Source organism: Bradyrhizobium cytisi (genome assembly GCF_008123515.1).
Taxonomy (GTDB): Bacteria; Pseudomonadota; Alphaproteobacteria; order Rhizobiales; family Xanthobacteraceae; genus Bradyrhizobium; species Bradyrhizobium cytisi.
In genome coordinates this window covers 42,368-61,133 of the sequence record NZ_VSSR01000052.1, presented here as the reverse complement: position 1 = coordinate 61,133, position 18,766 = coordinate 42,368, and the positions used below count along the sequence as shown (strand labels likewise).

The window sequence follows — 18,766 nt, the reverse complement described above, 5'->3', positions numbered from 1 at the left end:
TTGCCGGGAGACCACCATGCCGATCTACAAAGCCCCTGTCGAAGACATGAACTTCCTGCTCAACGACGTCTTCCAGATCGACCGCTACGACAATCTCGCCGGCTTCTCCGATGCGTCGAGCGACGTGCGCGAGGCGATCCTGAGCGAAGCCGCCAAGCTCGCCGAAGAGGTGCTCCAGCCGCTCAATCGCGTCGGCGATCTCGAAGGCTGCAAGCGCGCCGATGACGGCAGCGTCACCACGCCGAAGGGTTTCAAGGACGCCTTCAAGCAGGTGGCCGAGGGCGGCTGGCTTGGTCTGTCGGCACCGACCGAGTTCGGCGGCCAGGGCCTGCCGGTGACGCTCTCGCAGGCGGTCAACGAATTCCAGATCTCCGCCAACATGGCGTTCTCGATGTATGGTGGCCTCACCATGGGCGCGACCGCCGCGCTGATCGTTCATGGCACGCCAGAGCAGAAGCAGACCTACGTGCCCAAGATGGTCGCCGGCGAATGGACCGGCACCATGAACCTGACCGAGCCGCAGTGCGGCACCGATCTCGGCATGCTCCGCACCAAGGCGGTGCGCCAGGCGGACGGCAGCTTCGAGATCACCGGCACCAAGATCTTCATCTCAGCCGGCGAGCATGACCTCGCCCCGAACATCATCCACCTCGTGCTCGCCCGCATCGAGGGCGCACCCGCCGGCATCAAGGGCGTGTCGCTGTTCGTGGTGCCCAAATTCCTGGTGAATGCCGACGGTTCGATCGGCGCTCGCAACGGCGTCGTCTGCGGCTCGATCGAGCACAAGATGGGCATCCACGGCAATTCGACCTGCGTGATGAACTACGACGGCGCCACCGGCTGGCTGATCGGCGAGGAGAACAAGGGCATGCAGGGCATGTTCGTGATGATGAACGAGGCCCGCCTCGGCGTCGCGGTGCAGGGCCTCGCGCAGTCCGAGGTCGCCTATCAGAACGCGGTCGCCTACGCCCGCGAACGCATCCAGGGCCGTTCGCTCACCGGCGTGAAGGCGCCGGATAAGCCGGCCGACCCGATCATCGTGCATCCCGACGTGCGCCGCACGCTGCTCTCGATCCGCGCCTTCAACGAGGCCGCGCGCGCCTTCGTGATGTGGACCGCGCTGAAGAGCGACGTCGCCCATCGCTCCGATGATCCGAAGGACCGTCAGGCCGCCGACGATCACATGGGCCTGATGACGCCGGTGCTGAAAGGCTTCCTCACCGATTACGGCTTCGCCAACGCGGTGCAGGCGCAGCAGATGTATGGTGGCCACGGCTACATCGCCGAGCAGGGCATGGAGCAGTTCGTGCGCGATGCGCGTATTGCGATGATCTATGAAGGCGCCAACGGCATCCAGGCGCTCGACCTCGTCGGCCGCAAGCTGCCGCGCGATGGCGGCCGCGCCATCATGGCATTCTTCGGCGAGGTCATGGCCTTCGCCAAGGAGAACGGCGGCGACGAGGTATTGAAGCCTTTCATCACTCCGCTCTCGGCTGCGCTCGGCCATCTCCAGCAGGCCACGACGTGGCTGATGCAGAACGCGATGGCGAAGCCGGACAATGCCGGCGCCGCCGCAACCGACTATCTCCATCTCTTCGGCTTCGTCGCGCTCGGTTACATGTGGGCGAAGATGGCGAAGGTGACGAATGCCAAGATTGCCGAGAGCGGGGCGACGCCCTATCTCTCGACCAAGCTCGTCACCGGCCGTTTCTTCATGGAGCGGATGCTGCCGGAGACCGCCGCCAATCTCGCGCGCATCCAGTCCGGCTGCGCCACCATCATGGAACTGCCGGCGGAAGCGTTCTGAGAATTTTCGCTTCGCCAATCATCTCGATCGCGTCGCGGTCGTAACCAATCGCTGCAATCAGGAGGCTCCCATGGCAGATGCCTATATCTACGACCACGTCCGCACCCCGCGCGGCCGCGGCAAGGCGGACGGCGCGCTGCACGAAGTCACCGCGCTGGCGCTCGCCACCGTGCCGCTGAAGGCGCTGAAAGACCGCAACAATTTGCCGGAAGATTCCGTCGATGACGTCATTCTCGGCGTGGTCGATCCGGTCGGCGAAGCCGGCTCCGACATCGCGCGCTTCGCTGCGCTCAAGGCAGGTCTCGGCGAGGCCGTCCCCGGCGTGCAGATCAACCGCTTCTGTGCTTCAGGCTTGGATGCCGTGAACTTTGCGGCCGCGCAGGTGATGAGCGGCCAGCATGAGCTCGTGATCGGCGGCGGTGCCGAATCGATGAGCCGCGTCGGCATCGGCGCCTCCGGCGGCGCCTGGCCGATGGATCCGTCGATGGCGGTGCCTGCCTACTTCATGCCGCAGGGCGTCTCGGCCGATCTGATCGCCACCAAATACGGCTTCTCGCGCGACGACGTCGATTCCTATGCCGTGCAGAGCCAGCAGCGCGCCGGCAAGGCCTGGGACGAAGGCCGCTTCAACAAGTCGGTGGTGCCGGTCAAGGATATCAACGGCCTCACCATCCTCGCCAAGGACGAGCATATGCGGCCCTCGACGACGATGCAGTCGCTCGCGCAGCTGCAGCCGTCGTTCACGATGATGGCGCAGATGGGCGGCTTTGACGGCGTCGCGGTGCAGTCGCATCCCGAGATCGAGCGCGTCAACTACGTGCACCATGCCGGCAACTCGTCCGGGATCGTCGACGGCGCCGGCGCCGTTCTGCTCGGCAGTAAGGAAGCGGGCTCGAAGTACGGCCTCAAGCCGCGCGCAAAAATCCGCGCATTTGCCAATATTGGCTCTGAGCCGGCGATGATGCTGACCGGTCCGGTCGACGTCACCGAAAAGCTGTTCGCACGCTCCGGCATGAAGACGTCGGATATCGACCTGTTCGAGCTCAACGAGGCCTTTGCATCCGTCGTGCTGCGCTATATCCAGGCCTTCGACATCGACAACGCCAGGATCAACGTCAATGGCGGCGCCATCGCGCTTGGCCATCCGCTCGGCGCCACCGGTGCGATGATTTTGGGCACCGTGCTCGACGAGCTCGAGCGTACCAACAAGTCCACCGCCCTGGTCACGCTGTGCATCGGCGGCGGCATGGGCACCGCGACCATCATCGAGCGCGTGTAACGAGCTGCGTAGGGTGGGCAAAGCGAAGCGTGCCCACCACTGCTGTCTCCGCAAATGATGGTGGGCACGGCGCAAGAGCGCCTTTGCCCACCCTACGAGATCCCGATCAACCGCCGCGCCGAAGACTGGCTGCGGCACCGAGGAGCAACCAACATGGCCTACAAGAACTTCAAGGTTGAGACCGATTCCGACGGCATCGCGCTCGTCACCTGGGACATACCGGGCCGTTCGATGAACGTGCTCGACGAGACCTCGACCAGCGAGCTTGACGCGATCGTCAAGGCAACCACCGCTGACGCCGCGGTGAAGGGCGTCGTCATCACCTCGGCGAAGGAGGCGTTCTGCGCCGGTGCCGATCTGTCGATGCTCGAAGGCATGAACCAGGCCTACGCAAAGGTCTTTGGGGAGCAGGGCGAGACCGCGGCGAACCAGATGCTGTTCGACCAGAGCCGCCGCTTCTCGCAGGTGCTGCGCTCGATCGAAACGTCAGGCAAGCCGTGGGCGGCCGCGATCAACGGCCTCGCGCTCGGCGGCGGTTTCGAGATCACGCTGTGCTGCCACTATCGCGTGGCGGCGGAGAATCCCAGGACGCGCCTCGGCCTGCCCGAGGTCAAGGTCGGCCTGTTCCCCGGCGCCGGTGGCACGCAGCGCGTGCCGCGCCTGGTGCCGCCGCAGGACGCCATGACGATTTTGCTCAAGGGCGATCCGGTCACAATCGAGAAGGCCAAGGCGCTGAACCTGATTCACGCCATCGTTCCGGCTGCCGATCTCGTCAAGGCGGCGAAGGATTGGATCAAGGGCGGCGGCAAGGCCGTCGCGCCCTGGGACGAGAAGGGTTTTAAGCTGCCCGGCGGTCCCGTGTTTTCCAAGGCCGGCATGATGATGTTCCCGGCCGGCAACGCCATCTATCGCCGCGAGACCTACGACAACTATCCGGCCGCGCGCGCGATCATGAGCTGCGTCTATGAAGGCCTGCAGTTGCCGATCGACGCGGCGCTTCGCGTCGAGTCGCGCTACTTCACCTCCGTGCTGCGCTCGAAGGAAGCGGCTGCGATGATTCGCAGCCTGTTCCTGTCGATGCAGGAGCTGAACAAGGGCGCGCGCCGTCCGAAGGACGTGCCCGCAACCAAGGTGAAGAAGGTCGCCGTGATCGGCGCTGGCTTCATGGGTGCGAGCGTCGGCTACGTCTCGGCGCGGGCGGGCCTCGACGTCGTCCTGATCGACCGCGACCAGGAGAGCGCCGACAAGGGGAAGGCGCATGCGCAGAAGGTGATCGAAGACCAGATCAAGAAGGGCCGCGCCAAGCCGACCGACGCCGAGGCGCTGCTCGCACGCATTACGCCGACGGCCGACTATGCCGCGTTGAAGGACGTCGACCTCGTGATCGAGGCCGTGTTCGAGGACCGCAAGGTCAAGGCGGAGACCTTTGCCAAGGCGCAGGAATATCTCAAGCCCGACGTGATCTTCGCGTCGAATACCTCGACGCTGCCAATCACCTCGCTCGCCGAGGGCTTCAAGGACCAGGGCAAGTTCGTCGGCATCCACTTCTTCTCGCCGGTCGAGAAGATGATGCTGGTCGAGATCATCAAGGGCAAGAACACCGGCGATGTCGCACTCGCGACCGCGCTCGATTACGTCCGGCAGATCGGCAAGACGCCGATCGTCGTCAACGACAGCCGCGGCTTCTTCGCCAACCGCTGCGTCGGCCGCTACGTCGCCGAAGGCAACGAGATGTTTTTGGAAGGCGTGCCGCCGGCGATGATCGAGAACTGCGCCAAGATGGCGGGCATGCCGGTCGGCCCACTCTCGCTCTCGGACGAAGTCGCGCTCGACCTCGGCCTCAAGATCATGAAGGCGACCGAAGCCGATCTCGGCCCCAACGCCATCAACCCCGACCAGAAGAAGCTGATGGTCGAGATGGTCGAGAAGCAGGGCCGCCTCGGCCGCAAGAACAGCAAGGGCTTCTACGACTATCCCGAGAAGGGCAAGGGCCAGAAGAGCCTGTGGCCGGGCCTGTCCGCGCTGCAGCCGAAGCAGCTCGATCCTGACACGCTCGACATCGAGGAGCTGAAGCAGCGCTTCCTGGTGGTGCAGGCGGTGGAGGCCGCGCGCACGGTCGAGGATCACGTCATCACCGACCCGCGCGAGGCCGATGTCGGCTCGATCCTCGGCTTCGGCTTCGCGCCATTCACCGGCGGCACGCTGTCCTACATCGATTTCATGGGCACGAAGAAGTTCGTCGAGCTCTGCCACAAGCTGGAGGCGAAATACGGCTCGCGCTTCACGCCGCCGAAGCTTCTCGAGGACATGGCTGCGAAAGGTGAAACTTTCTACGGCCGCTTCGCGCCGAAGAAAGCGGCTGCTGCCTGAACTCAGTGCGGTACCGGACATAACGGAAAGGCCGGATCATCGATCCGGCCTTTTTCACGTCCAGGCCCGTCATCACGGTTACGTCACGATGTTCCCGGGTTGTGGAACCCGTCACAGATTCCGCGTAGGAACCGTGCCAGAGTTGAGGGGCCGTTCTGTCGCGCAATTGTCATAGGCGCGTCAAAACAGCGCCGTTCTTTTGCTCGGTCTTGGCACCACTCTTGCTGATCGGCCGGGTAACGAACCCTGGTGGGACATTTGCCGCTCCCTCGGCAAGTTGAAGACGAAATAAGAAAGTGTCCTCGATGAACTCTTTGGTGTTGCGGAAGACCGCGCTTGGTCGCGATCTCGCCGCGAAATATGCTGTTTCGCCTGCGCTCGGCCGCGTCTCGCCGCAACAGAAGCCGGCGCGTTTGCGCCGCAAGGGCCCGCTGTTCTGGGCAGCTCTGGCGCTACTTGTGCTCTCGGCGGATTTTCTGCTCGCTTGCCTCGCCTGGCTCGCCGTCGACCTCGTCATGGGTTGAGATCTCGCGCGCATGTAGAAAATAGGCTGCAGCGAAATAGGCGAGCTGGCAGACGGCAAGACAGATGGCGATGACGATCACACCGGCGATCATCCCGAATTCGTAAATGCGAAGAATTATCGCCAAGAAAACTGCGATTGACGGCGAGATCACAACCAGCGCCCAGATCCTGAAAACGTAACCTGTCGCTACTCCCACCAACGCACTTGCCACGATCAGAACGAAGGCAATCGTCAAGTTCAACTCCGATGAGAGTCCCAAATAATCTTCAACAATTCCGCCAAGTTCGCGCGCTTCGCGGGTACTGACAAGACAGCACCACTTACGTTCCGCGAACAGTAGTTCATAAGTCTTATGATAGGTACGATGATCCGGCGAAAAGGGGTTCGCCGCCCGCGTCGGTGCTCCTGCAAATAAAAAGGGCCGGATCGTCGACCCGGCCCCTGGGAGATCGATCCCTCTCGCGGCTCAAGCAGCCTGGATCAGCCCTTCCTTCTTCAAGGCCTCCTGCACCTTCGGCCGTGCGGCGACGCGGTCCTTGTAGGCGGTGAGGTGGGGCATCGCCGAGAGGTCGAACTTCATCTGGTCGCCCCAGGTCAGCATCGTGAAGAGATAGCCGTCGGCGACCGAGAACTGCTTGCCCATGAGGTAGTCGCGGCCGGCGAGCTCGCTGTCGATATGCTTCAGCTTGCCCATGACGCGCTCCTTGAAGAACGCCTTGGCTTCGTCGTTCAGGGCCGGTGCGAACAGCGGGCCAAAGCTCTTGTGCACCTCGGAGGTGAGGAAGTTCAGCCATTCGAGCAGCTTGTAGCGCTCCGAACTGTCGCGCGCGGGCGCCAGTGCCTTGGCCGGGGCCTTGTCGGCGATCATCTGGACAATGACCGGGCCTTCGGTCACGATCTCGCCGCTGTCGAGGCCCAGCGCGGGGACCTGACCCTTCGGATTGACCTTCAGATAGTCTTCACCGTTCTCGAGCTTCTTGGCCCGGATATCGACCTTGACCAGCTCGTAGGGCAGGTCGGCCTCCAGGAGCGCGATATGGGGAGACAGCGAGCAGGCGCCGGGCGAGTAATACAGTTTCATGGAATTTCCTCCTCTTGACGCTTGGTTGGGGCGAAAGAACGCCTACATGCACCTGCATGCAATAGTCAAGATTGATGCAGGTGCATCGAGTGGGGTAAGAAGCGGGCGACGAGTTTGAGCGGAACCATGAAACGCAAACCATCGACCGAGGCAACCAGTGCCTGGATCCGCCTGATGCGGGTGCAGAGCCGTGTGCTCGACTGCGTCGAGCAGGATCTGAAGAAGGCCGGGTTTCCACCACTGGCATGGTACGACGCGCTGCTCGAATTGTCGCGCGCGCCGAGCGGAGAGCTGCGCCCGGTGGAGCTCGAGCGGCAGATGCTGATCCCGCAATACTCCACCTCGCGCCTGATCGACCGCCTGGTCGACGAGGGGCTCGCCTCGCGGCGCGAATGCAAGATCGACAAGCGCGGCCAATTCGTCGAGATCACGGAGGCCGGCCGCGAGTTGCAGAAGCGGATGTGGGGCGCCTATTCGGCCGCGATCGAGAAATATGTCGGCTCGAAGCTGTCCGATGCCGATGCCGTCAAGCTCAGCGGTCTGCTCGACCGCCTGGGCTGCTCGTGCGGCGAGATGAAGCTGCCGCCCGTCGTCAACGTCAACGAATCCTCGCCGTCGCGATGACCGCGCGGCAAACCAGCACGTCCGCGCGCCCGGTGGGTTCGTGGACCATCCCGTCACCCGCGCGCATTCGATCGAAGCGCTTCTGATTAGAGTTTGATTTGATATGGCGCGAGACCAGATCGATATGACGCCGCTGCAATCGCGCGACGAGCTCGTTGCGTGGTTCGAGGCCGGTTGCAAGGACCCGTCCGAATTCCGTATGGGCACCGAGCACGAGAAGACGCCGTTCACGCTCGAGGGCCACCGTCCGGTGCCTTATGAGGGCGCGCGCGGCATCGGCGCACTGCTCGAAGGCATGAAGCTCCTGCTCGGCTGGGAGCCGATCATGGAGAAGGGCAACATCATCGGCCTCTACGACGTCACCGGCGGCGGCGCGATCTCGCTCGAGCCCGGCGGACAGTTCGAGCTCTCCGGCGCGCCGGTCGAGAACGTGCACCAGACCCAGAGCGAGCTGATGGCGCATCTGGCGCAGGTGCGCGAGATCGCGACCCCGCTCGGCATCGGCTTTCTTGGTCTCGGCATGACGCCGTCCTGGTCGCGCACCGACATCCCGGTGATGCCCAAGGGCCGCTACAAGATCATGACCAATTACATGCCGAAGGTCGGTCAATACGGCCTCGACATGATGTACCGGACCTGCACGGTGCAGACCAATCTCGACTTCTCGTCCGAGGCCGACATGGTCAAGAAGCTGCGCGTCTCGCTGGCGCTGCAGCCGGTCGCGACCGCTCTGTTCGCCAATTCGCCCTTCACGGAGGGCAAGCCGAACGGCTTCCTGTCCTTCCGCTCCGAGATCTGGCGCGACACGGACAATGCGCGTGCCGGCATGATGCCGTGGGCGTTCGAGGACGGCATGGGTTTCGAGCGCTATGTCGATTATGCGCTCGACGTGCCCATGTATTTCGTCAAGCGCGGCGAGGATTACATCGACGTGTCGGGCTCCTCGTTCCGCGCCTTCTTCGACGGCCGCAACAACAATCTGCCCGGCGAGCGTCCCACCCTGTCGGACTGGGCCAACCATCTCTCGACGATCTTCCCGGAAGTGCGGCTCAAGCGCTATCTCGAGATGCGCGGCTCCGATGGCGGCCCGTGGGGCCGTCTGCCGGCGCTGTCTGCGTTCTGGGCCGGGCTGCTCTATGACGACGTGTCGCTCGACGCCGCTTGGGACCTCGTGAAGCACTGGACCGCGCCTGAGCGCCAGGCTCTGCGCGACGACGTGCCGCGCTTCGGCTTCAAGGCGCGGATCAAGGACCGCTATCTGTTCGAGATCGCCAAGGAGTGCCTCGTTCTGGCACATGCGGGCCTGCGTCGCCGTGGCCGCATCGACGCGATCGGTCGCGACGAGACCCGGCATCTGGAGCCGCTCGACCGCATCATCGATTCCGGCCGAACCCCGGCCGAGGAGATGCTCGAGAAGTTTAACGGCGCCTGGAACGGCTCGGTGGAACCGGCCTACTCGGAATACGCGTTCTAGCGCGCGTTCGAGCATGATCTTCGCGGAAAACCCGCGTCACACTTTTCCGGATCATGCTTTAGGCCAACGACCAGGCTTTAGGCCGTTCATCGCCCATACAGGTTTGCGGCGATCAAATGACCGGCCGAAAAACCTGAGCGCCGTCAATAACTCGAAAGCTGTTCCGATGGGGAAGGGCCGCCTGCCTGGGGCCGCCAGGGCCAAGGCCTTGGCCAGCGTCGTGGCTTGCGTCATGCTGCTGTCGCTCGCCTTTGCGAGCGCGCCTGCGCGCGCCCAGACGGCGTTCGACCGGCCCGGCGGCGACTATTTCAACGCGCCGGTGACGTCAGGCGATCCCGAGGATTGCGCGCTGCTCTGCGAGCGCGATCGCAAATGTCGATCGTGGAGCTTTAGCTATCCCGATATCGACGGCGCCGCGGCGGTGTGCTGGCTCAAGAGTACCGTGCCGCCGCGACAGCCCGCCAATTGCTGTATCTCCGGCGTGCGCGGCGCCGGCGTGATCGAGCCGCGCGTCGAGGGCGTGGAGACCTCGATCGACCGCCCCGGCGGGGACTTGCGCAATTTCGAGCTCAAGCAAGGCGAAGGCGAGGACGTCTGCAAGGCCGCCTGCACCGCCGACAACAAATGCCGCGCCTTCACCTATGCTCGTCCCGGCTACACCGGCCGCGAAGCGCGCTGCTTCCTGAAAAAGGACATCAAGCCCCCGCGGCGGAAGGCGGGGTTCACGTCGGGCGTGGTGAGGTAGGCGCAGCTCTTTCCGTTGTCGTTGCTGCCGTAGGGTGGGCAAAGGTGCGAAGCACCGTGCCCACCATCTCTCGGCAAGCGTGACGAGAAGTGGTGGGCACGCTTTCGCTTTGCCCACCCTACGGGATCTCGCAGTGTGGATGGATTGCATCGCGCATCTCATTCCGCGGCAATCACCGTGATCTCCGGCCACAACGCCTTCCATCGCGCCGCCTTCGTCGCGTAGTTTGCCGCGGAGAAATTCGGGCCTGGATTGGGGCGCGCGATGAGATCTGCGATGTCATCAAACCCGTGCGGTGCGTAGATGTCGTAGCCGCCGCCTTCGCGCCTGACCCCCACTTGCGTATTCTGCGTGAGGAAACGGTCAATACCGTCAGTTGAGCACGACAGGGGCGGATAAGGCAGGGCGTGCTTGGTCGGGTACCATAGATGCACGCGGGCCTGATTGCGGGTCTCGATCTTGACGCCGAGATGATCGAAGCGCGCGTTGACGTTGCGGATCACTGCGTCCTCCGCCTCCCAGGAGGTGTCAGGATCGAAGTAAAATACGTCGTAATCGGCGATGCCGTGGTCGACAGCGCGGCCGGTGAGGACATTCCACACCGTCTGCACCAGGCATCCCGAGACCAGCCACGCATCCGGCAGCGCGAGGCGGTCGAGCTCGTCAACGATCGCGACGTTGACCGGGTTCTCCAGCGCCAGCGCGAGAAAGCGGGCCTCATCCATCGCGTGCGTCACGCGCCCTCGCGCGCATCAAAATCGGCTCGCACTGCCTTCGATGCCAGCGCGCGCCAACGCCGGCGCAGAAGCGGCTCCACGGTCGCGCGCCTGGCTTTGGACAGGCGGATCAGCACGATCGGATAGTCTCGGTAGTGATCGGTGAAATAGAAAATCTTCGGCTGGCTCTCGACCAGCATCGCACGCTCGTCGACTGGGACATCCGGCATCACCAGGCTGTCGCCATCCTCTTTCAGACGCGCCAGCATCTTCTTGCGCACTTTCAGCGCCGGCGTGCCGTAAGAGGTGCCGTCCTCGACCTCCGGCCACGTCAGCGCGAATTTTCTGACGTCGTCGAAGGTCATTGGATCAACGCCTGGGGGTCAGCTCAGCGCACGGCGGTGAAGAACCGCGCGAGGCGGAAGCCGGAGAGCCAGGTCCACACCGGCTGGCCGCGCATGCCGAGATCCCAGGAGCCGAGCACGGCATCGGCACGGCCGACGAGATTGTCGACCGGCAGCAGGCCGACGCCGCCGGAGCGCAGCGGCACGCGGCTGTCGGCCGAGTTGTCTCTGTTATCGCCGAGCACGAACAGATGTCCGGCCGGCACCGTCACTTCCTGCGTGTTGTCGAGCGGACCGTTGTCGCGCATCTTGAAGATCAGGTGCTTGACGCCGTTCGGCAGCGTCTCGACATAGCGGTAGGCAGGCTCGCTGCCGCCATTGTCGTCCTCGGCGGCACCGACGCCATCCGGCTTGAGCTCGGCGGGACGGTCGTTGATGAAGAGCTGCCCCTGTCGCATCTGGATGCGGTCACCGGGCAAACCCACGACGCGCTTGACCCAGGCCTGCGAGCGGTCGCCGGGCCAGCGAAACACCACGACGTCGCCTTGCTTCGGCGTCTCCGCGAAGACGCGGCCGGTTTCCGGCAGGTTGATCTGGATCGGCAGCGACGAGGTGCCGTAGCCATATGGGAATTTCGAAGCCAGCAGCGCGTCGCCGATCAGCAGCGTCGGCTCCATCGAGCCCGACGGCACGTAGAACGGCTCGGCCAGCGCGCCCTTGGCGATGAAGACGGCGGCGACGATGCCGGCGAGCTGCATGAGCTGACCGGCCCAGCCGCTGCTCTTCCGCTTGGCGGGGACAGTTACCTTCTCAACGCTCATGCGCCCGTTCCACCCACTGTAATGCGCTCCATCAATAGCGACGGCTGGCCGACGCCGACCGGCACACCCTGGCCGTTCTTGCCGCAGGTGCCGATGCCGGTATCGAGCGCGAGATCGTTGCCGATCATGCGGATGCGATGCAGGTCGGTCGGCCCGTTGCCGATCAGCATGGCGCCCTTCAGCGGCGCGCCGATCTTGCCGTTCTCGATCTTGTAGGCCTCGGTGCACTGGAAGACGTATTTGCCCGAGGTGATGTCGACCTGTCCGCCGCCGAAATTCGCGGCAAACACGCCGTTCTTCACCGAAGCGAGAATCTCGGCCGGATCGCGGTCGCCAGCGAGCATGTAGGTGTTGGTCATGCGCGGCATCGGCACATGGGCATAGCCCTGGCGGCGGCCGTTGCCGGTCGGCTTCATGTTCATCAACCGCGCGTTCTGGCGGTCCTGCATGTAGCCGACCAGGATGCCGTCCTCGATCAGCACGGTGCGATTGGTCGGCGTGCCCTCGTCGTCGATCGACAGCGAGCCGCGGCGCGAGGCAATGGTGCCGTCGTCGACCACGGTGACGCCCTTGGCCGCGACCTGCTGGCCCATCAGGCCCGCAAACGCAGACGTCTTCTTGCGGTTGAAGTCGCCCTCGAGGCCGTGACCGACCGCTTCATGCAGCATCACGCCGGGCCAGCCGGCGCCGAGCACGACGTCCATCTCGCCGGCAGGGGCGGGAATTGATTCCAGGTTGACCAGCGCTTCGCGTAGCGCACCGTCAGCGGCGTCGCGCCAGTTCTTGCTCTCGATGAATTCGGCATAGCCGGCGCGGCCGCCATAACCCTTGCTGCCGCTCTCCTGGCGGTCGCCCTGGCCGGCGACGACGGAGACGTTGACGCGCACCAGCGGTCTGATGTCGCGATAGCTCTCGCCGTCGGGACGCAGGATCTCGACGACCTGCCAGGTCGCACCCAGGCTGACGCTGACCTGCCGCACCCGCGCATCCTTGTCGCGCAGATAGGCGTCGATTTCGGCGAGCAGCTTTACTTTCGTCTCGAAGCCCGGCGCGTCCAGCGGATTGTCGTCGGAATACAGCCGCACATTGGTATGCGCCGGCGGGGCGGCAAAGCTGCCGGAATAGCCGCCGCGGACGGCGGCCACCGCGTCGGCGGCGCGAATCAGCGCCGGCAGCGACACGTCCGAGGAATGCGCGTAGCCGACAGCATCGTCCTTGACCGCGCGCAGGCCGAATCCCTGCGAGGTGTCATAGGTCGCCTGCTTCAGCCGCCCATTGTCGAACATCAGCGCTTCGGTCTGGCTGTATTCCAGGAACAATTCGCCATCGTCGGCACCGGCAAGGCCGCGCGCGACCTCATGGCGAACCTGGTCGCGGTCGAGATTGGCGCGGTCGAGCAGGGAGGTTGTGGCGGGATTTGTCATGCGTCCGTCCGTTATCGGGGGGATGTGAGGCAAGATAATGGTTTTGGACTGGTTCCGCGAGGGGCGGACCGTCACATTACGGAAACGACATGATGTGAGCCGGGACCGAGAAGCTAATCAAGTAATTCCAGGACTGGGCTGCTCTGCCGAGGGCGCTGAAGCAATCTCACCATTTGATCGTCCTTTGCCGCGGGGATACGAGATCGTGCCTGGCAGTTGGGATCGTGCTGCAACGAGCGCGGAACGGTGCTATGCTGTCAGCATGAACTATCAGGACGTCATCTCCATCGAGCCAGGCAAGCGCGGGGGCCGTCCCTGTATTCGCCACATGCGGATTGCCGTGGCAGATGTGCTCGGTTGGCTAGCTGCCGGCCAGAGCCATGCACAAATTCTCGACGATTTCCCGGAATTGACCGAGGATGACATCCGCGCGTGCCTCTCCTACGCCGCCGATCGCGAGAGGCGGTTGATCACCGCGCCGATATGAAGCTGCTGTTCGATCAGAACCTCAGTTTCAAGCTCTGTCAAACGATTGTCGATCTCTTTCCGGAGTCCAGTCACGTCCGGCCCCTGGGGTTGTCTGAAGTTGCCGATCGCGTGCTTTGGGACTTTGCCAAGGCCAAGGGCTTCGCCATAGTGACCCAGGACGTTGATTTTGGATTTTGCCGAAATGGCGGGCCTGTTCGGTGCCCCGCCCAAGGTGATCTGGCTACGTGCCGGCAATCAAACGACGGTCGAGATTGCCAATTTGCTCCGTCGACATGCGGAGACAATCCTTTCCTTCGAAAGCGACGACGCGGCTTGCCTCGAGATCTACTGAGCCATCCGCAGCGGCCCTACGGCAGCTTGTCATAACCCTCGCCGAGCCCGTTCAGGCTGAGCGGGAAGCCGATGCCTTCCTCGGGCGTCTCGAAGATGATGAAGGTCGCCGTCTTGGCGCTGCGGAGCTGGCCGAGCAGCTTGTCGTCCATGACGACCTCGGCGACGCAGCCATTGGGCAGGCAGCGGACGAAGCCGGCGCGGCCGACGTCCTGATTGTCGAGCTTCAGCCCGAGGCCCGAGGGCAGCAGCACGCCGAGGGGGGCAACCACCCGCATCAGGCGGCTCTTCTGGTCGGCGGTCTTGAGCACGATCACGGTGAGGCCGGCGTTGGAGCGGTCTTCCGCCACCACGCTCTGGATCAAGGCGCATTGCTCGGCCTGGGCGCCGGGCGGGGTGTCGCAGCGGATCTGCCAGTCGCCATGGACGGAGCGCACCGCGCCCTGCGCATGGGCGAGGGTGGGCAGGGCTGGGAAAAGGGCGACAGCCAGGAGGCTGATCAGCGCCAAAAGGCGGTTAACCGGCCTTGCCATGCATCTCGAAAGCCCCATCGGGGTCGGTCCCTCTGCTCGCTTGGGTCGCTCGCGCTGGTGGACTGATACGGCAATGACGGCGTCTTGAAGGCAATTCCCAAGCAAATCCCGCGCCGCCCTGGCCCGCCATCGCCGGCACGAATCAGGTTCCTGCGCAACTGTCCGCCAGTGCCTACCGCGGGCAATTCAGCTGTCAAGCCGCGGCATCCCGGGAAATGGTATTTTTGTCTGATGTTGCTGGGAAATATCTTGCGGGTGATGGCAGACGGAGAGGCCTCAAGACTGCATTGCGATAGATCAAGAATTATGGTTTGAGAGGCTTGATTTCGGCGTTTGAGCGATCTGGCCCCAATTCCTCTTAGAGGTATTCTTGAGCGGCGGTTTGTCGGACGGGCGGGTCGAATAAGCATTTCCCGGAAATAGGGCAATGCACCTGGGGTGATTTCGTAAGGGGAGCGCGAGCGGCATGAGGATGTCGAAGAGTCGGGTGGGCCGGCATTTGCTGGGATTGGCCACCATCGCCTTGGTGGCGGCTGGCATCACGCTGGCGACGGGCGGCGCGGCATTCGCCGAGCTCGGGCAGCCGGCGCCGTGGGAATGGCACCTCCAGGCCTCCGGGTCTCCGGTGATGGACAATATCGTCTGGTTTCACGACTTCTTGTCCGTGCTGATCATCGCGATCACGCTGTTCGTGCTGGCGCTGCTCGTGATCGTGGTGGTGAAGTTCAATTCGAAGGCCAATCCGGTGCCGTCGCGGACCACCCACAACACGCTGATCGAGGTGGCGTGGACCCTGGTCCCGGTGCTCATTCTGGTCGGCATCGCCGTGCCGTCGTTCCGCCTGCTGTTCCTTGAGCTCGATGTGCCGAAGGCGGACCTGACCATCAAGGCCACCGGCAAGCAGTGGTACTGGTCCTACGCCTATCCGGACAACGGCAAGTTCGAATTCGATTCGCTGATGGCCCAGGACAAGCAGCCCCGGCTGCTCGGCGTCGACAACGAGATGGTGGTGCCGGTCAACAAGGTGATCCGCGTCCAGGTCACCGGCGCCGACGTTATCCACGCCTTTGCGATGCCGGCTTTCGGCGTCAAGATCGACGCCATCCCGGGCCGGTTGAACGAGACCTGGTTCAAGGCCACCAAGACCGGCATGTTCTACGGCCAGTGCTCGGAATTGTGCGGCAAGGACCATGCCTTCATGCCGATCGCCATTCGCGTGGTGAACGACCAGGAGTTCGCCTCCTGGGTTGAATCGGCGAAGAAAAAATATGCGAGCGGCGGCACCAGCACTTTCGCCTCCGCAGCCGGCCCGACGCAGTAAGCGCCGGGCGACGGCTTGAGGACTGAAGGCGACATAAAGGGCGGGACCTCCCAAGGTCCGAATGGGACGCAAGGCAGGATTTGAAAATGGCAACCAGCGCAGCGGCACACGGCGATCACGCGCATGACCACGAGCACGCCCATCCCACCGGATGGCGGCGCTACGTCTATTCGACCAACCACAAGGACATCGGCACGATGTACCTGATCTTCGCGGTCATCGCCGGCGTCATCGGTGCCGCGATGTCGATCGCGATCCGTGCCGAGTTGATGTTTCCGGGCGTGCAGATATTCCACGAGACGCACACCTATAACGTGTTCGTGACCTCGCACGGCCTGATCATGATCTTCTTCATGGTCATGCCCGCGATGATCGGCGGTTTCGGCAACTGGTTCGTGCCGCTGATGATCGGTGCGCCTGATATGGCGTTCCCGCGCATGAACAACATCTCGTTCTGGCTGCTGCCGGCCTCCTTCGGTCTGCTGCTGATGTCGACCTTCGTCGAGGGCGAGCCCGGCGCGAACGGCGTCGGCGCCGGCTGGACCATGTATGTGCCGCTGTCGAGCACCGGTCACCCGGGCCCGGCCGTCGACTTCGCGATCCTGTCGCTGCATCTGGCGGGTGCCTCGTCGATCCTCGGCGCCATCAACTTCATCACCACGATCTTCAACATGCGCGCGCCGGGCATGACCCTGCACAAGATGCCGCTGTTCGTGTGGTCGATCCTGGTGACGGTGTTCCTGCTGCTGTTGTCGCTGCCGGTTCTCGCCGGTGCGATCACCATGCTGCTCACCGACCGCAATTTCGGCACGACGTTCTTCGCGCCCGACGGCGGCGGCGACCCCGTGCTGTTCCAGCATCTGTTCTGGTTCTTCGGTCACCCCGAGGTGTACATCCTGATCCTGCCCGGCTTCGGCATGATCAGCCAGATCGTCTCGACCTTCTCGCGCAAGCCGGTGTTCGGCTATCTCGGCATGGCCTACGCCATGGTCGCGATCGGCGGCATCGGCTTCGTGGTGTGGGCGCACCACATGTACACGGTCGGCATGTCCAGTGCGACGCAGGCCTATTTCGTCGCCGCCACGATGGTGATCGCGGTTCCGACCGGCGTGAAGATATTCTCCTGGATCGCCACGATGTGGGGCGGCTCGATCGATTTCCGCGCCCCGATGATCTGGGCGGTGGGCTTCATCTTCCTGTTCACGGTCGGCGGCGTCACCGGCGTCGTGCTGGCGAATGCCGGTGTCGATCGCGTGCTCCAGGAGACCTACTACGTCGTCGCGCACTTCCACTATGTGCTGTCGCTCGGCGCGGTGTTCGCGATCTTCGCCGGCTGGTACTACTGGTTCCCGAAGATGTCGGGCTACATGTACAACGAGACGCTGGCCAAGGCGCACTTCTGGTTCACCTTCGTCGGCGTCAACCTGGTGTTCTTCCCGCAGCACTTCCTCGGCCTGTCGGGCATGCCGCGCCGCTATGTCGATTATCCGGATGCGTTCGCGGGCTGGAACCTGATCTCGTCGATCGGCTCCTACATCTCCGGATTCGGCGTGCTGATCTTCCTCTATTGCGTGTTCGACGCCTTCATGAAGAAGGTCCCGGCAGGCGACAATCCCTGGGGTGCGGGCGCCACCACGCTGGAGTGGACGCTGCCCTCGCCGCCGCCCTTCCATCAGTTCGAAGTGCTGCCCCGCGTGCAGTAAGCCAGCTCCCGCGGCGCCCGAGACGGGCGCCGCGGCTCTATCACGAAGCGAGTGAAATTAGTGTCCGTCCTCGACCAGAACGCCATCGACATCAATCCCCGCATCTCCGAGGCGGAGGTTGGCGATTACCTCGCGCTGCTGAAGCCGCGGGTGATGTCGCTCGTGATCTTCACCGCGCTGGTCGGGATGGCGATGGCGCCGGGACACTTCCACTGGGTGCTCGCGATCACCTCGCTGCTCTGCATCGCGGTCGGCGCCGGCGCTTCCGGCGCGCTCAACATGGCGCTCGAGGGCGACATCGACGCCAAGATGTCGCGCACCGCGAACCGCCCGATCCCGCGCGGCCGCATCACCCGGCCCGAGGCGATGGCGTTCGGCATGACGCTCGCCTTCTTCTCGGTGATGACGCTCGGCATCCTCGTCAACTGGATCGCGGGCGCGCTGCTTGCCTTCACCATCTTCTTCTACGTCGTGATCTACACGATGGGCCTGAAGCGCCGGACCGCGCAGAACATCGTGATCGGCGGCGCCGCCGGTGCGCTGCCGCCGGTGGTGGCCTGGGCCGCGGTAACAGGCACGGTCGACGTCGAGCCGCTGCTGCTGTTCGCCATCATCTTCTTCTGGACGCCGCCGCACTTCTGGGCGCTGGCGCTGTTCCGCTCCGACGATTACGCGCGTGCCGGCATTCCAATGCTGCCCAATGTCGCCGGCCCCGATGCGACCCGTCTCCAGATCCTGCTCTACACCATCGTGCTGATCGCAGTGGCTGCCGCGCCCTGGGCGCTCGGCTATTTCGACGCCATCTACGGCGTGACCTCGCTGGTGCTCGGCGCCGGCATGCTGGTGCTCGCCATCAACGTCTATCTCCGTCGTGAGCGCAGCCAGTCGTTGCGCGCGACGCGAAAGCTGTTTGCCTTCTCGATCCTGTATCTGTTCGCGCTGTTCGCGACCTTGCTGGCCGAGGTCGTGTACCGGGCGCTTGCTCCGATGGTTGGGGGCGCATGAGGCAGGAATGGCTGACAAACCAGAGCCAGATGGAATCGTCCTCACCGAGGCGCAGAAGAAGAGCCGTCGTCAGCGCTCGATCGCGATCGCGCTCGCGCTCGGTGTGCTCGTCATCCTGTTTTTCGCAGTCACCATGGTCAAGGGACCGGCGGTTCTAGTGCGGCCAATGTGAGA

The 18,766-nt window shown here is 63.9% G+C and carries 19 protein-coding genes and 1 pseudogene; 13 read left to right on the top strand and 7 right to left on the bottom strand.

Features of this window, described 5'->3' with window-relative positions; all coding sequences use genetic code 11:
- The first annotated feature begins 16 nt into the window (after positions 1-16).
- The 3 genes from FXB38_RS29405 to FXB38_RS29390 all read left to right on the top strand — a co-directional run bounded on the left by FXB38_RS29405 (position 17) and on the right by FXB38_RS29390 (position 5,456).
- Positions 17-1,807 carry an acyl-CoA dehydrogenase C-terminal domain-containing protein gene (locus FXB38_RS29405; protein ID WP_148754421.1) on the top strand — a complete coding sequence of 597 codons (1,791 nt, stop codon included), beginning with the start codon at positions 17-19 and terminating at the stop codon, positions 1,805-1,807.
- Positions 1,808-1,877: 70 nt separating this feature from the next.
- Positions 1,878-3,086 carry an acetyl-CoA C-acetyltransferase gene (locus FXB38_RS29400; RefSeq protein WP_148754420.1) on the top strand — a complete coding sequence of 403 codons (1,209 nt, stop codon included), beginning with the start codon at positions 1,878-1,880 and terminating at the stop codon, positions 3,084-3,086.
- Between the two features lie 153 nt (positions 3,087-3,239).
- Complete coding sequence (locus FXB38_RS29390; RefSeq protein WP_148754419.1) at positions 3,240-5,456, top strand: FAD-dependent oxidoreductase; 2,217 nt, start codon at positions 3,240-3,242, stop codon at positions 5,454-5,456.
- A 452-nt stretch (positions 5,457-5,908) separates the two neighbouring features.
- Here the strand turns inward: FXB38_RS29390 and FXB38_RS29380 are convergent, their stop codons facing one another.
- Together FXB38_RS29380 and gstA are read right to left on the bottom strand one after the other, a co-directional pair.
- Positions 5,909-6,217 (bottom strand): hypothetical protein, encoded by a 309-nt coding sequence (locus FXB38_RS29380; RefSeq protein ID WP_187435222.1) that lies wholly within the window; start codon positions 6,215-6,217, stop codon positions 5,909-5,911.
- A 231-nt stretch (positions 6,218-6,448) separates the two neighbouring features.
- Positions 6,449-7,063 (bottom strand): glutathione transferase GstA, encoded by a 615-nt coding sequence (gene gstA, locus FXB38_RS29375; protein WP_148754417.1) that lies wholly within the window; start codon positions 7,061-7,063, stop codon positions 6,449-6,451.
- Between the two features lie 126 nt (positions 7,064-7,189).
- On the opposite strand from gstA, the gene FXB38_RS29370 reads away from it, so the two are divergent.
- The 3 genes from FXB38_RS29370 (at position 7,190) to FXB38_RS29360 (ending at position 9,906) form a co-directional block, all read left to right on the top strand.
- A complete protein-coding gene (locus FXB38_RS29370) occupies positions 7,190-7,687 on the top strand; it encodes a MarR family winged helix-turn-helix transcriptional regulator (protein WP_128968787.1) in 498 nt (165 codons plus the stop codon).
- 103 nt (positions 7,688-7,790) lie between these two features.
- A complete protein-coding gene (locus FXB38_RS29365) occupies positions 7,791-9,161 on the top strand; it encodes a glutamate--cysteine ligase (protein WP_148754416.1) in 1,371 nt (456 codons plus the stop codon).
- A 166-nt stretch (positions 9,162-9,327) separates the two neighbouring features.
- Entirely contained in the window at positions 9,328-9,906 is a 579-nt protein-coding gene (locus FXB38_RS29360) for a PAN domain-containing protein (protein WP_148754415.1), read from the top strand.
- Between the two features lie 158 nt (positions 9,907-10,064).
- Here the strand turns inward: FXB38_RS29360 and FXB38_RS29355 are convergent, their stop codons facing one another.
- The 4 genes from FXB38_RS29355 to tldD are packed head-to-tail and all read right to left on the bottom strand — an operon-like array spanning position 10,065 to position 13,211.
- A complete protein-coding gene (locus FXB38_RS29355; RefSeq protein WP_148754414.1) occupies positions 10,065-10,631 on the bottom strand; it encodes a nucleotidyltransferase family protein in 567 nt (188 codons plus the stop codon).
- A gap of 8 nt (positions 10,632-10,639) precedes the next feature.
- Positions 10,640-10,987, bottom strand: coding sequence for an MmcQ/YjbR family DNA-binding protein (locus FXB38_RS29350; protein WP_148754413.1), 348 nt, complete (start codon positions 10,985-10,987; stop codon positions 10,640-10,642).
- A 23-nt stretch (positions 10,988-11,010) separates the two neighbouring features.
- Positions 11,011-11,787, bottom strand: a complete 777-nt coding sequence (gene lepB, locus FXB38_RS29345) for a signal peptidase I (protein ID WP_148754412.1) — start codon at positions 11,785-11,787, stop codon at positions 11,011-11,013.
- The gene (gene tldD / locus FXB38_RS29340; RefSeq protein WP_148754411.1) at positions 11,784-13,211 is read right to left on the bottom strand and encodes a metalloprotease TldD; all 1,428 of its coding nucleotides are present in this window, start codon (positions 13,209-13,211) and stop codon (positions 11,784-11,786) included. Before tldD ends, lepB begins: the two co-directional genes overlap by 4 nt.
- A 262-nt stretch (positions 13,212-13,473) precedes the next feature.
- Between tldD and FXB38_RS29335 the strand changes: the two genes are divergently transcribed.
- From FXB38_RS29335 to FXB38_RS44075, 3 genes and pseudogenes are all read left to right on the top strand, one after another.
- Positions 13,474-13,698, top strand: coding sequence for a DUF433 domain-containing protein (locus tag FXB38_RS29335; RefSeq protein ID WP_148754410.1), 225 nt, complete (start codon positions 13,474-13,476; stop codon positions 13,696-13,698).
- Positions 13,695-13,811: pseudogene (locus FXB38_RS44080) on the top strand (DUF5615 family PIN-like protein); the annotation flags it as partial. The gene FXB38_RS29335 and the pseudogene FXB38_RS44080, both read left to right, overlap by 4 nt.
- 55 nt (positions 13,812-13,866) lie before the next feature.
- Complete coding sequence (locus FXB38_RS44075; RefSeq protein WP_246230227.1) at positions 13,867-14,031, top strand: DUF5615 family PIN-like protein; 165 nt, start codon at positions 13,867-13,869, stop codon at positions 14,029-14,031.
- Positions 14,032-14,047: 16 nt separating this feature from the next.
- On the opposite strand, the gene FXB38_RS29325 is transcribed toward FXB38_RS44075, so the two are convergent.
- Positions 14,048-14,581 (bottom strand): invasion associated locus B family protein, encoded by a 534-nt coding sequence (locus FXB38_RS29325; RefSeq protein WP_187435221.1) that lies wholly within the window; start codon positions 14,579-14,581, stop codon positions 14,048-14,050.
- Between the two features lie 448 nt (positions 14,582-15,029).
- Between FXB38_RS29325 and coxB the strand changes: the two genes are divergently transcribed.
- From coxB to FXB38_RS29305, 4 genes are all read left to right on the top strand, one after another.
- Positions 15,030-15,884 carry a cytochrome c oxidase subunit II gene (gene coxB, locus FXB38_RS29320; protein WP_148754408.1) on the top strand — a complete coding sequence of 285 codons (855 nt, stop codon included), beginning with the start codon at positions 15,030-15,032 and terminating at the stop codon, positions 15,882-15,884.
- 86 nt (positions 15,885-15,970) lie between these two features.
- Positions 15,971-17,587 carry a cytochrome c oxidase subunit I gene (gene ctaD, locus FXB38_RS29315; RefSeq protein WP_148754407.1) on the top strand — a complete coding sequence of 539 codons (1,617 nt, stop codon included), beginning with the start codon at positions 15,971-15,973 and terminating at the stop codon, positions 17,585-17,587.
- A gap of 60 nt (positions 17,588-17,647) precedes the next feature.
- A complete protein-coding gene (locus tag FXB38_RS29310) occupies positions 17,648-18,592 on the top strand; it encodes a heme o synthase (protein WP_148754406.1) in 945 nt (314 codons plus the stop codon).
- A 7-nt stretch (positions 18,593-18,599) separates the two neighbouring features.
- Entirely contained in the window at positions 18,600-18,764 is a 165-nt protein-coding gene (locus FXB38_RS29305; RefSeq protein ID WP_148754405.1) for a CoxF protein, read from the top strand.
- Positions 18,765-18,766 lie beyond the last annotated feature (2 nt).

Bases quoted from the DNA above. Each gene is read 5' to 3' on its own strand.
- FXB38_RS29325 (WP_187435221.1), bottom strand. From the start codon at position 14,581: ATGGGGCTTTCGAGATGCATGGCAAGGCCGGTTAACCGCCTTTTGGCG.
- coxB (WP_148754408.1), top strand. From the start codon at position 15,030: ATGAGGATGTCGAAGAGTCGGGTGGGCCGGCATTTGCTGGGATTGGCC.
- FXB38_RS29400 (WP_148754420.1), top strand. From the start codon at position 1,878: ATGGCAGATGCCTATATCTACGACCACGTCCGCACCCCGCGCGGCCGC.
- ctaD (WP_148754407.1), top strand. From the start codon at position 15,971: ATGGCAACCAGCGCAGCGGCACACGGCGATCACGCGCATGACCACGAG.
- FXB38_RS29335 (WP_148754410.1), top strand. From the start codon at position 13,474: ATGAACTATCAGGACGTCATCTCCATCGAGCCAGGCAAGCGCGGGGGC.
- FXB38_RS29360 (WP_148754415.1), top strand. From the start codon at position 9,328: ATGGGGAAGGGCCGCCTGCCTGGGGCCGCCAGGGCCAAGGCCTTGGCC.
- FXB38_RS29355 (WP_148754414.1), bottom strand. From the start codon at position 10,631: ATGGATGAGGCCCGCTTTCTCGCGCTGGCGCTGGAGAACCCGGTCAAC.
- FXB38_RS29350 (WP_148754413.1), bottom strand. From the start codon at position 10,987: ATGACCTTCGACGACGTCAGAAAATTCGCGCTGACGTGGCCGGAGGTC.
- FXB38_RS29370 (WP_128968787.1), top strand. From the start codon at position 7,190: ATGAAACGCAAACCATCGACCGAGGCAACCAGTGCCTGGATCCGCCTG.
- FXB38_RS29365 (WP_148754416.1), top strand. From the start codon at position 7,791: ATGGCGCGAGACCAGATCGATATGACGCCGCTGCAATCGCGCGACGAG.
- FXB38_RS29390 (WP_148754419.1), top strand. From the start codon at position 3,240: ATGGCCTACAAGAACTTCAAGGTTGAGACCGATTCCGACGGCATCGCG.
- gstA (WP_148754417.1), bottom strand. From the start codon at position 7,063: ATGAAACTGTATTACTCGCCCGGCGCCTGCTCGCTGTCTCCCCATATC.
- tldD (WP_148754411.1), bottom strand. From the start codon at position 13,211: ATGACAAATCCCGCCACAACCTCCCTGCTCGACCGCGCCAATCTCGAC.
- FXB38_RS29405 (WP_148754421.1), top strand. From the start codon at position 17: ATGCCGATCTACAAAGCCCCTGTCGAAGACATGAACTTCCTGCTCAAC.
- FXB38_RS29305 (WP_148754405.1), top strand. From the start codon at position 18,600: ATGGCTGACAAACCAGAGCCAGATGGAATCGTCCTCACCGAGGCGCAG.
- lepB (WP_148754412.1), bottom strand. From the start codon at position 11,787: ATGAGCGTTGAGAAGGTAACTGTCCCCGCCAAGCGGAAGAGCAGCGGC.